The organism is Chromohalobacter israelensis DSM 3043, assembly GCF_000055785.1.
GTDB lineage: Bacteria > Pseudomonadota > Gammaproteobacteria > Pseudomonadales > Halomonadaceae > Chromohalobacter > Chromohalobacter israelensis.
In genome coordinates this window covers 1,650,265-1,664,754 of record NC_007963.1, presented here as the reverse complement: position 1 = coordinate 1,664,754, position 14,490 = coordinate 1,650,265, and the positions used below count along the sequence as shown (strand labels likewise).

The following is a 14,490-nucleotide window of genomic DNA, read 5'->3' as shown; positions in this document are numbered from 1 at the left end:
GAGCCGACGATTGTAACGCCAAGGCCGACCTCGCGCCTATGTCGTATCCTGCTCGGATACCTGCGCCTGGGCACCTTGCGAGTCGCGCAATTCGCGACGCAGCACCTTGCCGACGTTGGTCTTGGGCAACTCGTCGCGGAACTCGATGAGCTTGGGCACCTTGTAGGCCGACAGTTCGCGCTTGCACCAGCCGCGCAGCGTTTCGGCGTCCAGCGCCTCGTTGCGGCTCACCACGAAGAGCTTGATCGCCTCGCCCGTGGCGTCATCGGACACGCCGATGGCCGCGACTTCGACCACGTCCTCGTGGGCGGCCACCACATCCTCGACTTCGTTGGGATAGACGTTGAAGCCGGAGACGATGATCATGTCCTTCTTGCGATCGACGATACGCACGTAATCGTCCTCCTGGATCACGGCGATATCGCCGGTACGAATCCAGCCCTCGTCATCCATTGCCCTGGCGGTGTCTTCGGGTCGCTGCCAATAGCCCTTCATCACCTGAGGCCCCTTGACGCAAAGCTCGCCCGGCTCACCCCGCGGCACGTCCTCGCCCTCGGGGCCGATCACCTTGATCGAGGTGCCGGGCACAGGCTTGCCGATGGTGCCCAGTTGGATGCCGTCCGGCGGGTTGACGCACACGATGGGCGAGGTTTCGGTCATCCCGTAGCCTTCCAGCACCGCGCAGCCGGTGACTTCCTCCCAGCGCTTGGCGACGGCCTTGGTCAGCGCCATGCCGCCGGAAATGGTCAGCTTGAGGCGCGAGAAATCCAGCGCTCGGAAATCCTCGCGCTGACAGAGCGCGTTGAAGAGCGTGTTGAGCCCCACGAAACCGGTGTACTCGGTCTTGCGCAACGTCTTGATGAAGCCGTCGATATCGCGGGGATTGGGGATCAGTACGGTATGGTTCCCCGTCACCATGGTGAACAGGCAATTCACCGTGAACGTATAGATATGGTAGACGGGCAACGGTGCGATGATCGTCTCGCGGCCTTCCTCGATCAGTCCGGCGATCATCTGCCGGGTCTGCAGCATGTTGGCGATCAAGTTGCGATGCGTGAGCATGCTGCCCTTGGCCACCCCCGTGGTGCCGCCGGTGTATTGCAACACGGCAATGTCGTCGCCGTGGCACGTCACGGCCTCGCTGGTCCGGCCATGGCCCTGCGACAAGGCCGTGCGGAATCCGATGGCATCGGGCAATGAATACCGCGGTACCATCTTCTTGACGTGCTTGACGGCGGCATTGATCAGCGCGCCCTTGGGGAAGCCGTGCATGTCGCCGAGCTCGGTGACCAGGACATGACGAATATCGGTCCGGGGAAGAATGCGCTCGAGCTTGTCGGCCATGTTGGCGAGAATCAGAATGGCCTTGACGCCCGCATCCTGAAATTGGTGCGCCATTTCCCGTTCGGTATACAGCGGATTGGTGTTGACCACCACCAGCCCCGCCCGCATGGCGCCGAATATCGCCACCGGAAATTGCAGCACGTTGGGCAACTGAATGGCGATCCGGTCGCCCGGCTCGAGATCGGTCTCGTGACTGAGCCAGGCCGCGAAATCCCGCGACAAACGCTCGAGTTCCGCATAGCGCAGCGTTCGCCCCATGCACGTGAAGGCCGGCTTGTCGGCAAAGCGCCGGCACGCCTCGGCGAATACCTCGTTGACGGAGGAGAACTCATCCATTCCTTCGAGAGGCGGACCGGAAACGACCGGCGACATGGCGTGACTCATCGTGTATCTCCGCTGACCAGGGGTCGACTTCATGGTGCCGACATTTATTATTGATGCTCGAGCCGCGGTGATATCGAAACCTCACCGCTGTTCGCGATCCGTCTCTTTACAAGATAGGGCCACGTCGACATATCCACCAGGCCCCTTGACGTGCATCATGAAAGACTGTTCGACAACATTCGGACAATCGTATTCGACGGGACGTTCCCGTTATAACAGGACGCCCCGCATTAAAACAGACGATTAAAACTATCGTTCAATACCAAGGTGCCTCGTGAGAAGGCGCCGCGCCACAGGAGCACTCATGGCCGCCATTTTCGAAGACAACAGCGCCAGCATCGGCAAGACGCCACTGGTACGGATTCGTCGCCTCACGTCGCATCCGCGTCTGTACGCCAAGATCGAGGCCCGCAATCCGGCGTTTTCGGTCAAATGCCGCGTCGGCGCCAACTTGATCTGGGACGCCGAGCATCGCGGCTTGCTCACGCCCGGCAAGGAAATTCTCGAGCCCACCTCGGGCAATACCGGCATCGCTCTGGCGTTCGCCGGCGCGGCGCGAGGCTATCCGGTGACATTGACCATGCCGGCCTCGATGAGCCTCGAGCGGCGCAAGGTCCTCAAGGCACTGGGCGCCACGATCGTCCTGACCGAGCCCGCCAAAGGCATGCAGGGCGCCGTCGACAAGGCCAATGACATGCTCGCCGCCGCGCCCGAGCGTTATTACATGCCACAGCAGTTCGAGAATCCTGCCAACCCGAGCATTCACGAGGACACCACCGGTCCCGAGCTGTGGAACGACACCGACGGCAAGCTCGACGTCCTGGTGGCCGGCGTCGGCACGGGCGGCACGCTGACCGGTGTGTCGCGCTACTTCGAGGAAACCCGCGCCCGACCGTTGCTGTCGGTGGCGGTGGAACCCGCCGAGTCACCGATCATCGCCCAGGCGCTTCGCGGCGAGATAATCCAGCCCGCACCGCACAAGATCCAGGGCATCGGCGCCAACTTCATTCCCGCCAATCTGGATCTGGGGCTCGTCGACCGGGTCGAGGGCGTCACCAGCGAAGACGCCATGGCCATGGCGCAACGCCTGATGCGCGAGGAAGGGATTCTGTGCGGCATTTCCTGCGGGGCCGCGATGGTCGCGGCACTGCGGCTGGCCGACGACCCCGCCTTCGCCGACAAGGCCATCGCCGTGGTGCTGCCCGACAGCGGCGAGCGCTACCTGAGCGGCCCGCTGTTCGAGAACGTGTTCACCGAGCAGGAGCTCACCCCCTGACGCCCCCGCATGGCTCGTGCCACACGCATGCGCCCCGGTATCGTCACCGGGGCCATGAGAGGGTCACCAGCGGTACGTGCGTCATGCCCTAGACGTGCGGTTCGCGGCGACGCCGCCGACGGCGCCGGGCACGCCGGCGCATGACCGACAGTACCACTACCGCCAGCAACAGCGCGGCCAACGCCGCCCAGGTCGCCGGACGCTTGGCATAAGGGGCGACATGCGGCTTCAACGCCTGCCATTCATCACCGGCCTTGTGCCATAAAGCACCCGCCATCTCGCTCAGGTTGCGCTCGCCCTCCTCGGCGCTTTCCGTGCGTTCCTCGCCGGTGTCCGGCAAGGCCTCCGCTGACGGGGCGGCACCGACATCGGCGCCGGAAAGCCCGATGCGCGCATCGGGATTGAGGCGCAGCGCGGGAAGGCGAATCGACCAGGTACGACCATCCAGCGTCACCTCGAGCGTGAGTTCCAGCGGGACCGACTGATGCGGATCGAGGTCGGGCAATGCAATGTGCCATGTCTTCGGCCCGACCGGTTCCACGTCCAGCGACTCGCCCAGCACGCTCGACGACACCCGGGTGTTATCGGCGTCGAGTCGCGGGTGCTGGGCCTCGAGGATGACCGTGGTGGCATCGTCGTTCAGGGAAGCCGCCAAGGGAGGGATGACATTGACCCCCTGAACGCGCTCGCGCACGCGCGTGGGGCCTTCGGCGGTCACCACCAGACGCGCGTTGCCCTCCTGCTCGGGCGCCGGCAGGGTTCCGGTGAAATGGCCGTCCTCTCCCGCGGTCAGCGTCGTCGACGACAGCGTCGCGTCGTCCAGATCGCGCAGCTCGGCGCGCATCCGCATGCCCTCGGGCATGGCATCGCCCACGAGTGTCTCGCCCTCGCGTGACAACCAGGCCTCGAGCGGCGTGTCGAAGCCGAGGTACAAGGACGTCGGCATGGTCTCGGTGCGCAACGTCAGCGGCGACTCGACGGTGACCCGACTGTCGCCCACCTGGCCTTCGACATGCCATTCCCCTGCAGCGGGATCGGGCACCCGGATCAGGTCGTAACGCGGCATGCTCTGCCAGAGAATGTCGTCGGGATGATCATCGCGGGTGTAACGCTCGCCATCCGGGCCCACCAGCGTGGCACCGGGCGCGTCCTGGTCGTGGAAAAGCAAGGCGTTGAAACCGTCAACCTCGGGGTCGATGTCGAAGCGGCCGTCCTCCAGCGGCACCCGGTCGCTGGGCACGATGCGCTCGAGGACATCGAGAAAGGCGCGCAGCAGTTCTTCCGGCGTCTCGGCCACTGCTGCCAGGCCGTCGGTGGACTGCGACACGCGCTCGAGCAGGTCGCGGTCCACATTGCGCGAGAGTGCAATGGTATGCACCACCACGTCCTGAGTGGCCAGCTCGGGCGCCAGCGAGGCAATCAAGGTCTCGCGCGAGGCCGCATCACGCTTGCGCTTCACCTCGCCGCTCCCGGGCAGGTCGACCATGCCATCGGTCAGCAGGATCACGTGGCGCTTGCCGCCCGCTGCCTGGCTGGCCTCGCGCAGCGCCTGCTCGATATCGGTGAACTGCTGGTAATCGACCAGTTGCGGCGACAGCGAGCGCGCACGCCGCCGCCACTCGGCATCCACCTTGCCGTCGGGCAAGGGGTTGCGCACCTGCGTACCGAACGTCCAGACCGAACCGCGCGCCTGAGACGGCAGCAGCGCCGCCGCCAGCTGCAGCGCCGAGGCACGCAGGTTGGCGGGATCGTTGGCCTTCATGCTGCCCGAGACGTCGAAAATCATGCGCACATCCGGGGGCGTCGCGTCTTGCGTCCATCCCGGCGACGACATCAGACCGCCGACGCATACCAGCAATAAGGCGAACAGCGCTCGCATGACCCTTCCTTATTCAATACCGCTTTTTTTGGTGATGCTATGTTGTCAGCTACGGCGTTGTCGGTGCCCGCCTCAGTTGAGCACTGGCTCGCGACGCTGCGGCGCGTCGTCGCCACGCGAGGCCTCGCGCCTGCCGCCATGCGAGGTGCCACCGCTGTCGCCGTTGTCGCGACGCCGGCGCCAGACCCACAGCAATGCGCCCAGCACGCCGCCCAGCGCCATGCCGATCAACAGGAGCGGCGTGGCCACCGCGAGCTGGCCGCCATCGCCCTGCAAGACGCCCACGGCGGTCACGACGACGGCCGGCGCCAGGCCGGAATAATGCTCGCCTTCCTCCAGCAAGGGCGACGTGAACGGCGCCACGGCCCACAGCATGCCCGCGACCACGCCGGTGACGACCCAGCGCGGCAGGCGCGGCAAAAAGCCCACGCCAAGGTAGCCGGTGACCAGCACCAGCAGCGATAATACAAGGTAACTCAGCCACAATTGTGGCAGGGAATCAGAAATCAGCATCGCGTCCTCTCGCGTTCGATCTTTCCTCGACATGGTACACCGCTGCACATGAAAGCACAGCCGCACATCCCTGCGCTTCACGACGCGACACAACTCTCGCCGGTGGCACGCTTCCAACGCAAGGAAGATCCGGACTGGCACTGGCTGGAAAACCGTGACGACCCCGAGGTCGTGGCCTTTCTCGAACAGGCCAACCAGGAATTTTCGCAATGGTCCGCCCCCCTCGCACCGCTGGTCGAGGCGCTCTATTCCGGCCATCTCGCGCGACGCGAACTGGCCGTCGAAGGACTCGGCACGCCGCTCGACCATTACACCTACTGGAGCGAGACGGCCCGCGACGCCGACTACCCCGTCTGGTGGCGTCACCCCAATCAGGTACCGTCACGCCGCGAATGCGTGCTCGACCTCCAGGCACGCGCCAGCGAGCAGACCTTCATGGAACTGGGCGATATCGCCATCGCCCCCGATGAACACTGGCTCGCCTGGACCGAGGACACCAGTGGCGACGAGTATTTCACGCTCTTTCATCGTGCGCTGCCCGATGGCACGCCACGGCGCCTGCTGACCGACATCGGCCCCGAGCTGTGCTGCGCCGAGGACAATCGCACCCTGTTCTTCACCCGCTACGATGATACCCAACGCCCTGACAGCGTCTGGCGCCTGGACATCGAAAGCGGCGAGATCGCGTGCGTCTTCCGCGAGACGGACCCCGAGTTCTGGGTCGGCGTGGGCAAGACGCGTTCGCGTGAATGGCTGGTGCTGGAAACCGCCTCCAAGGACACCTCGGAATGCCACCTGGTGCCTGCCGCGCACCCGCATGTGCCACCGCGCTGCGTTCGCGAGCGCATCAAGGGCATCGAATACGCCCTCGAGCACCGTCCCGGGCACTTTTACATCCTGCACAACCAGGACGCACCGCACTTCCGGCTCGATGTCGCCGACGAAACGGCGCCCGATACCTGGCATCCGCTGGTGGCGCACGATGCGCAGTTGACTCTGGAAAGCATCGACGCCTTCGCCTGGGGACTGGTCATCACCGAGCGCGATCATCGCGAAGCCCAGGTCCATCTCAGCGTGCTCGACCTCGACGCGCCGGCACCGACCCGACGCCGACTGCCCCTGCCCGAGGCCCCGTGCAGCCTGATGCTGGGCGACACACCGGATTTTCATACCCGGCGGCTGCGGCTGCACGAAGAGTCGTTCACCCTGCCGTCACGCTGGATCGAACACGATCTCGACAACGACGCCCGCCGACTGCTCAAGGTCCAACCGGTCTACGGCGACCTGCCTCCCGAGCGGCTGGTCTGCCGGCGCGTGTGGGCAGAGGCGCACGACGGCGAGCGAATTCCGGTCTCCGTGGTGGCGCGAGACGATCTCTGGGCACAGGGGCCCATGCCCACGCTGCTTTACGGCTATGGCGCCTACGGGGAAGTGCTCGATCCATGGTTCTCAGTGGCACGCCTCGAGTTGCTGTCACGCGGCGTGGCCTTCGCCGTCGCCCATGTTCGCGGCGGCGGCGATCGCGGCGAACCCTGGTATCTCGCCGGCAAGCTGGAGCACAAGGAAAACAGCTTCCGCGATTTCCTGGCCGCACGGCACGCGCTGGTCGAACACGGCATCGCGGATGGCGAACGCATCGCCGCCTACGGCGCCAGCGCCGGCGGCCTGCTGGTCAGCGCCAGCCTCAATCTCGACCCCACGGCGTTCTGCGCCGCCGTGCTCGACGTGCCCTTCGTCGACGTGCTGCGCACCATGGAAAACCCGGACCTGCCCTTGACCACGGCGGAGTACAGCGAATGGGGCAATCCCAGCGAGCCCGAGGCGCACCGGCGCATTCGCGATTACTCGCCACTCGACAACCTCGTCGCGCGGCCCTACCCCACTCTCTTCCTGCAGGGCAGTTGGCACGACTCCCGCGTTCCCTACTGGGAGCCGGCCAAGCTGTACGCACGCTTGACCGAGATCGTCGCCCAGCTCCCCGCCGCCGAGCGCCGTCCGATCATGCTACGCACCGACATGGCGGCCGGGCACGGCGGCGCCTCGGGCCGATTCAAGGCCTGGCACGACAATGCCCGTCAGGATGCCTTCATCCTCTGGGCACTGGGCCTCGCCGAGACTGCCGCCCCCTGACGCCAGAACGACGCCGGCCCCGCGGAGGCGGGGCCGGCAACTTTCTTGCAAGGCGTTGGCGCACGGACGTTCGTGCCTTCACACGGAGGCGCCCTACTGACAGGGGATGATATCGATGATGTGATCCTCGAGGTCGTCGTCCGACACGTCACGCTCGCTGACCGCGAAATGCCGCACGCTCTTCTGCTTGCGATGCATGCGCGTGGCGTCCCCAGCGATCAAGGGATGCCAGGCGGCGAGCTTGCGTCCTTCGGCCAGCCGACGATAGGCGCATGACGCCGGCAACCAGCGAAATGCCGACAGGTTGTCGCGCGTCAGCTTGGTGCACCCAGGCACGTGCTGGAAGCGGTTGTCGTAATCACTGCACCGGCAGGTGTCGGTATCCAGCAGCTGACAGGCGACGTTGAGCGTGGCGATGTCGCCGCTTTCGTCATCTTCGAGCTTGAGCAGGCAGCAGAATCCGCAGCCGTCGCAGAGCGCTTCCCACTCTTCGTCGTCCAGCTCGTCGAGGGTGTGGCGTTCCCAGAAACGTTCACGCATGGCGATCAGTACCGTCCCTCGGTGGGCGCCCGATACAGGTCCAGCAGGTAGGACTCGCGCGCCGGCGGCATCTGCAGATAGAACCCCTGCGCCTCGATGGCGGCCAGCACGTCGCTCGCCTTGGCACGCGCCAGGGGCTTGTCCTCGCTGAGCATCAACACGGTCACCGGCACCGGCTTTCCGAACCGTTCGAGCAGTGCCTCGGGCATATCCGCCAGCCCGCGCGCACGGTCCACATACAGGTACATCTCGTCGCGGCGCGGGCTCTTGAAGATTTCACACAGACGTCTCGTCATCGTCGCAGCCTCTCAGTGGTCCGCCAGGGCCTGGGTGAATGCGTCGCCGAGCAGCGTGCCGCGCCATCCCTGGGGCAGCGACAGCGGCACCCCATCGAGGTCGGCCATCACCAGCGCCTCGAGATCACGGCGATTGGCGAGCACTTCCGGGGCGATGTCCAGACGCTCGGCCTCGCGGTTGACGACGCTCTTGAGCGCCTTGAGCCGTGACTTGAAGGCCGGCGACTGCGGTGCCGGCAAGGCACGCGGCAAGGCATCTTCCGCCAGGTGAGCGGCGGCCTGCACCATCTCCAGCAGGGCATCGCCGTCATGCTTGATCAAGGTCGGCCGGACACCTTCGACGGCCGCCAGTTGATGCCGATTGCGCGGCATCGCCATGGCGATCGCAAACAGCACCTTGTCGCTCGCCAGCCAGCCACGTGGCACGTCGCGCCGACGCACCTCGCCTTCGCGCCAGCGCGTCAGCGACTGATACAGCGCCAGCTGACGCGGCTCGAGACGCCACAACTGGCGGTGGCGACGGTACCAGTGCTCGTCGGCGTTGACGTCGCGACGATTGGCATCGCACAGACGTGCGCATTCTTCTTCCAGCCAGGCCAGACGTCCCTCCCTCATCAGGGCGTCGCGCTGTGCCTCCCAGATACGCGGCAGGTAGACCACGTCCAGCGCGGCGTATTGCAACTGCGCGTCCGACAGCGGGCGTTGCAACCAGTCCGAGCGCGTTTCTTCCTTGGGCAGGACATCGCCTGTCCAATGCTCGACCAAGCGCTGATAACCCAGTGACGCCTGGGTGCCCAGCAAGCTCTGCGCGACCTGGGTGTCGGCGATGGGGGCGACACCGACCTCGGCCCAGCTTTCCAGTACTTCGAGATCCTCGCCGCTGGCGTGCAGCAGCTTGAGAGGACCGGATACGCTCAGCAGCGCTTGCAGCGCCGGACTGGCCGAGACGGCCCGGGGATCGACCATGTAGACCGCATCGCCCCCTGCGTACAGCTGCACGAGCGCGGCAATGGGAAAAAAGGTCGATTCGCGGTGAAACTCGGTGTCCACCGCCAGCCACTCGGCGCCAGCCAGTGCGTCGCACGCGTCATCCAGCGCGCCGGGCGTTGCCACCCAGCGAATCTCGAAGTTCGGGGTCATCCCGTTTCCTTTATTGACGGTAAGGTTATCGACGGCGCGATCAGCTCGACTCTTGCGCAAACGGCAGGCGGCCGTTGAAGGCACGGCTCAAGGTGCCGCCATCCACGTATTCGAGCTCGCCCCCCATGGGCACGCCGTATGCCAGGCGCGACAGCCGCACGCCGGTGCCCCGCAGCTGCTCGGCGATGTAATGCGCCGTCGCTTCGCCTTCCACGGTCGGATTGGTGGCCAGGATCACTTCCTCGACACTGCCGCCCGCAAGCCGCTCATCGAGCTGATCGAGTCCGATGTCCTCGGGACCGATGCCGTCCAGCGGCGACAAGTGGCCATGCAGAACGAAATAGAGGCCGCGAAACCCACCGGCCTGCTCGATGGCGAGCATGTCGGCGGGCGACTCGACCACGCACAGCAGGCCTTCATCGCGGCGCGCATCCTCGCAGATGCTGCATAGCGGCGTCTCGGCCAGCGTCCGGCAACGCTGACAATAGCCAACGTGTTCCAGTGCCTCGCCCAGCGCGGCGACCAGACGGCGACCGCCGTCACGGTCGCGTTCCAGAAGATGCAATGCCATGCGCTGCGCGGTCTTGGGGCCGACCCCGGGCAACACGCGCAGCGTCTCCAACAACTGATCGACGAGAGGAGAAAACGCCATCGCTTAGAACGGCATCTTGAAGCCCGGCGGCAAGTTCATGCCTTCGGTGGCTTCTTCCATGCGTCCCCTGGAGGTTTCCTCGACCTTGCGCACCGCATCGTTGACGGCGGCGGCCAGCAAGTCCTCGAGCAGTTCCTTGTCTTCTTCCATGACCGAGGGATCGACGTTCACGCGGCTGACGTCATGACGGCCGTTCATGGTGACCTTGATCATGCCGGCACCGGCTTCGCCGGTCACCTCGGTCTCGGCGATCTCCTCCTGGATCTTCTGCATCTTTTCCTGCATTTCCTGGGCTTGCTTCATCAAGTTGCCCATTCCGCCCTTCATCATGATCGTATCCTCAAGGGGTTTGACAATATCCAGGTCGCCGATGACGCCTGGCACGGCCTACCGCCGGGCGGCGGCCTCGTCGCTCGGCGTGACGCTGCGCTCGAGCAGCTGAGCGCCGAAATCCTGTTCCAGCATCTGAATATGCGGGTCGCGACGCAGGGCTTCAACCGCCTGGGCATGACGTGCCTGCGCCAGCCGCTCGCCTTGCGCACGCGGCGTTTCCCAGCCCTCGGGAATCGCCGCCACCGTGACGTGCAAGCGTCGGGCCACGCCCTGCTCGGCCAGCGCCTTGGTCATGCGCTCGACGTGCACGTCCGCCAGCATCGCCGACTGCGACGGGTCCAGACGCAACGTCAAGGTATCGCCGTCGTCCTCCTCGACGATGCAATGCGCCGCCAGGTTGCGTGTCAGCCCGCCCAGTCCCAGCGACGCGAAGCTGGCCAGCCAGCGGGCATGATCGAACGCCCCGGTGTCGGGCGTGGCGACGGCAGGCGCCTGTGCCGTGGGCGCCGGGGCGTCGGCATCCTCGGCAACCTCCGTGGCCGGCGCGTCGGGCGCGCTCGGCGGCTCGGGAGGAGCCGATATTTCGTCGGCGGGCATCTGGGCATCGTCGAGCACCCAGGGGGGCGCGTCGTCCACGTCGACGGCGCCATCGGCATCCGCCTGGCGCTGCGCCTCGTCCTCGAGCGCGTCCTCGAGCGCGTCCTCGGCGGCGGTCGCCTGGGCGTCGGCCACGGGCGGCACCGCCTCCGTCACCGGCGCGGCAGGCTCGGGGGGAGCGGCAACGGCCGATTCGATGTCAGGCGGTGCGCTTTCCAGCGGCTCGTTGTCAAATGCCTGCGTTGCGAACGACTCGGATTCCAACGTCCCCGGGGCGGCTGGCTCGTCTGCGGGCGACGCAGACGATGCATCGGCGCCTGCCGCGGCGCCATGTTCTTCCTCGGCGACGGGAGCCTGGGTATCGGGACGCGACGGCGGGTGGGCCGGCGCGGCATCGGCAGCGGGCGGCGGCGTGTCGGCAGGCGACGGCTGGCTCGGCGCCGCCGCGAGCTGGCCGGGCGCGTCCGCCGTTGGGGTGCTCGCTGTGGCCTGGCCTTCCGCCGCGCCACGAATCGGCAACGGCGTCTGCGGCGGCTTGGGCACGCCCTGGGGGCGGAACGCCAGCATGCGCAGCAGCGTCATTTCCAGCGCGGTGCGCGGGTCCGGCGCGCTTTCCATGTCGCCGCGTCCCTGCAGGGCAATCTGGTAGTAGAGCTGCACGTCCTCCGCGGTGAAGCGCGCGGCAAGGGGCAGCAGGGTATCGCGGTCGCCGTGGCCGTTGTCCAGCGCATCCGGCACCATCTGGGCGATCGCCAGGCGGTGGAAGATGCCCGCCAGGTCATCGAGAATGCCGCCGAAATCCGGCCCTTGTTCGGCCAGGCTGGCGACCTCCTGCAGCACGCGCGCGGCATCGACCTCGGCCAGCGCCTCGGCCAGCGCCAGCAGATGGCGGTGATCCAGCGTGCCCAGCATCGCGGCGACATCGGCATGACGCACCTCGCCCTGCCCAAAGGCGATGGCCTGGTCGGTCAGGCTCATGGCATCGCGCATCGACCCATCGGCCGCCTTGCCGAGCAGCCACAAGGCCTGCTCGTCGTAGGCCACCGACTCGGCCTGCAGAATATGCGACAGATGCCCCACCACGCGCTCGGGCGGCATGTTCTTGAGCGTGAACTGCAGGCAACGCGAAAGCACCGTCACCGGCAGTTTCTGCGGATCGGTGGTCGCCAGCAGGAACTTGACGTGGGGCGGCGGCTCTTCGAGCGTCTTGAGCAGTGCGTTGAAACTGTGCGTGGAAAGCATGTGCACCTCGTCGATGAGGTACACCTTGTAGCGTCCCTGGGTCGGCGCGTACTGCACGTTGTCGAGCAGCTCGCGGGTATCCTCGACCTTGGTGCGGGAGGCGGCATCGACCTCGATCAGGTCGACGAAACGCCCCTCGTCGATCTCCCGGCAGGTTTCGCACTCACCGCACGGCACCGAGGTCACGCCCTGCCGGCAGTTCAGGCACTTGGCGAGAATCCGCGCCAGCGTCGTCTTGCCGACGCCGCGCGTGCCGGTGAACAGATAGGCATGGTGAAGACGCCCCTGATCGAGCGCGTTGACCAGCGCGCGCGAGACGTGCTCCTGGCCGACCAGTTCATGAAACGTGCGCGGGCGCCATTTACGGGCCAGAACCTGGTAACTCATACCGTGAGGATGTCCTTGCAGATCGGGCCGATTCCCACGTGCAGCACCGAACGCTCGGTACGGAGGGAACCCATTGAAACGTCCATTCTAGCGGCTAGCGGAGACTTCGACGAGGGGCGAGCCAAGATGGGATCACTGGCGGCGACACGGCGGGAGGCGAGACGGGAGATGACCCGGCACGGGCCCAGAATGGAGGCAGCCCCGCCAGCCACATCCCGGCACACGCATCCACCACTACCGTTGCTCCCTTCCGGGCCTGGCGGGGTTCGCGGCTTAGCGTTGCGGGAGGACCGACGGGGCCACCACAGTGCATCCGGTTGACGAGCGTCTTGCCAAAGGTCGCCACCGAAACGTTCGAACATGAGGAAAACGCCATGCGCTTTCAACGACTTGCCTCGAACGCCGCAGCACTATAACAGCGTGTCCGCCGGTCGGCAAGGCATCAAACAATCCAACGCCCACTCGACATTATAGGCTAGGCTGGAAAGGCACGGCCCCTTCCCGCGTTCAAGGAGAATGACCATGGAAAAATCCCCCGACAAGGGACATATCGCGCTACTGGGCTGGAGCCTCAACGCCGTCGAAGCCGCCGAGAACTTCGACCGCCGCTATGTGGTCGTGGCCCCCGAGTGGGCGGAAGACTACTGCAAGGAACACGCAATCCCCTACGTGCCCTGGAATTTCGAGCGCCTCAACGACCGTTCGATGGAAATCGCCGAAACGCTCAAGGACATGGGCGTCGACGTCGCCATTCCCCTGTACGAGGAAACCGTCGAGTGGGCCGGGGCGATCAACTCGGTACTGCTCGACAATCCGCGCCTCTACGGCCAGGCCCTGCTGCTGCGCGACAAGGCGCTGATGAAGCGCCGTGCCCAGCTGGGCGGCATCCGCGTGGGCATCTTCGAGGAAGCCCACGACAAGGAAGATGTGATCCGCTTCCTCAAGCGCGTCAACCAGACCCTGCTCAAGCTCGACGGCGATCCCAACGACCCGATTCACCTCAAGGCCTTCGACAAGGCGGGGTGCCTGGGGCATCGCGTGATCCGCACCCCGGACGAAGTCGATACCATCCCCGAGGAAGAATTTCCGGTGCTCATGGAATCCCACCTCGATGGTTGGGAGTTCGCCGTCGAGGCCTGGATCCATGACGGCAAGATCCGCTTTCTCAACATTTCCGAATACGTGACCCTCGGCTACTCGGTGTTCGTCCCGGCGACACCGGAACTCGAGCAGTATCGCGAGTCGATCACCAGTCAGATCGAGAAGCTGATCAAGACCTTCGATATCGATTTCGGGTTCGTCCATCCGGAATACTTCGTCACCAGCGACGGGGAAATGTACTTCGGCGAGGTCGCCTATCGCCCGCCCGGCTTCAAGGTCTTCGAACTGCTCGAGCGCGCCTACGGCTTCAATGCCTACCAGGGCCTGATCCTGGCCTTCGACCCCAAGACCACCGAGCAGGAGATCACCGACTTCTTCCCCCGCGAAGTGGTCGACGCCAAGGGGGTCGCCGGCTGTTTCGGGGTCTATCCGCGCCGGCGCGTTGTCAGCCGCCTGCAGATGCCCGAGGAAACCGAGGATCATCCCTACTTCGAGTCCCATGAATTGACCGCGCCGCTCGAGGAAACCGTCACCAAGCGGACGGCCTTCGGTACGCACTGGGGGCTTCTGTACTTCTTCGGCGACGATCCCCACACCATGCGCGACCTGCTCAAGCGTCAGGAAGACCTGGACTTCTATGTATAATCGCGCCTGTACTCCTGGGCAAAAGGAGCCC

At 65.6% G+C, this 14,490-nt stretch carries 12 protein-coding genes and 1 other RNA gene; 3 read left to right on the top strand and 10 right to left on the bottom strand.

What is annotated here, in order from left to right:
- Positions 1 to 36 precede the first annotated feature (36 nt).
- The gene (locus tag CSAL_RS07450; RefSeq protein WP_011506767.1) at positions 37 to 1,728 is read right to left on the bottom strand and encodes a long-chain fatty acid--CoA ligase; all 1,692 of its coding nucleotides are present in this window, start codon (positions 1,726 to 1,728) and stop codon (positions 37 to 39) included.
- A gap of 304 nt (positions 1,729 to 2,032) precedes the next feature.
- Between CSAL_RS07450 and cysK the strand changes: the two genes are divergently transcribed.
- Positions 2,033 to 3,004: a cysteine synthase A gene (cysK, locus tag CSAL_RS07445; protein ID WP_011506766.1), complete on the top strand. Its 972-nt coding sequence runs from the start codon at positions 2,033 to 2,035 to the stop codon at positions 3,002 to 3,004.
- A gap of 88 nt (positions 3,005 to 3,092) precedes the next feature.
- On the opposite strand, the gene CSAL_RS07440 is transcribed toward cysK, so the two are convergent.
- Both CSAL_RS07440 and CSAL_RS07435 read right to left on the bottom strand, forming a co-directional pair.
- A complete protein-coding gene (locus CSAL_RS07440) occupies positions 3,093 to 4,883 on the bottom strand; it encodes a vWA domain-containing protein (RefSeq protein ID WP_011506765.1) in 1,791 nt (596 codons plus the stop codon).
- A gap of 72 nt (positions 4,884 to 4,955) precedes the next feature.
- Positions 4,956 to 5,396, bottom strand: coding sequence for a hypothetical protein (locus CSAL_RS07435; RefSeq protein WP_011506764.1), 441 nt, complete (start codon positions 5,394 to 5,396; stop codon positions 4,956 to 4,958).
- A gap of 48 nt (positions 5,397 to 5,444) precedes the next feature.
- Here CSAL_RS07435 and CSAL_RS07430 point away from each other — a divergent pair, with 48 nt between their 5' ends.
- Positions 5,445 to 7,526: a S9 family peptidase gene (locus tag CSAL_RS07430; protein ID WP_011506763.1), complete on the top strand. Its 2,082-nt coding sequence runs from the start codon at positions 5,445 to 5,447 to the stop codon at positions 7,524 to 7,526.
- A 93-nt stretch (positions 7,527 to 7,619) separates the two neighbouring features.
- On the opposite strand, the gene CSAL_RS07425 is transcribed toward CSAL_RS07430, so the two are convergent.
- The 7 genes from CSAL_RS07425 to ffs form a co-directional block, all read right to left on the bottom strand.
- Entirely contained in the window at positions 7,620 to 8,066 is a 447-nt protein-coding gene (locus tag CSAL_RS07425; protein WP_011506762.1) for a YcgN family cysteine cluster protein, read from the bottom strand.
- Between the two features lie 5 nt (positions 8,067 to 8,071).
- Positions 8,072 to 8,362: a YcgL domain-containing protein gene (locus CSAL_RS07420; RefSeq protein WP_011506761.1), complete on the bottom strand. Its 291-nt coding sequence runs from the start codon at positions 8,360 to 8,362 to the stop codon at positions 8,072 to 8,074.
- A 12-nt stretch (positions 8,363 to 8,374) separates the two neighbouring features.
- Complete coding sequence (gene rnd, locus CSAL_RS07415; RefSeq protein WP_011506760.1) at positions 8,375 to 9,502, bottom strand: ribonuclease D; 1,128 nt, start codon at positions 9,500 to 9,502, stop codon at positions 8,375 to 8,377.
- A 40-nt stretch (positions 9,503 to 9,542) separates the two neighbouring features.
- Positions 9,543 to 10,154 (bottom strand): recombination mediator RecR, encoded by a 612-nt coding sequence (gene recR, locus CSAL_RS07410; protein ID WP_011506759.1) that lies wholly within the window; start codon positions 10,152 to 10,154, stop codon positions 9,543 to 9,545.
- A 3-nt stretch (positions 10,155 to 10,157) separates the two neighbouring features.
- Entirely contained in the window at positions 10,158 to 10,484 is a 327-nt protein-coding gene (locus CSAL_RS07405) for a YbaB/EbfC family nucleoid-associated protein (protein ID WP_011506758.1), read from the bottom strand.
- Between the two features lie 57 nt (positions 10,485 to 10,541).
- Positions 10,542 to 12,713, bottom strand: a complete 2,172-nt coding sequence (dnaX, locus tag CSAL_RS07400; RefSeq protein ID WP_011506757.1) for a DNA polymerase III subunit gamma/tau — start codon at positions 12,711 to 12,713, stop codon at positions 10,542 to 10,544.
- 199 nt (positions 12,714 to 12,912) lie between these two features.
- Positions 12,913 to 13,009: signal recognition particle sRNA small type (gene ffs / locus CSAL_RS17055), an RNA gene on the bottom strand.
- A gap of 226 nt (positions 13,010 to 13,235) precedes the next feature.
- On the opposite strand from ffs, the gene CSAL_RS07395 reads away from it, so the two are divergent.
- A complete protein-coding gene (locus CSAL_RS07395) occupies positions 13,236 to 14,459 on the top strand; it encodes an ATP-grasp domain-containing protein (protein WP_011506756.1) in 1,224 nt (407 codons plus the stop codon).
- Positions 14,460 to 14,490 lie beyond the last annotated feature (31 nt).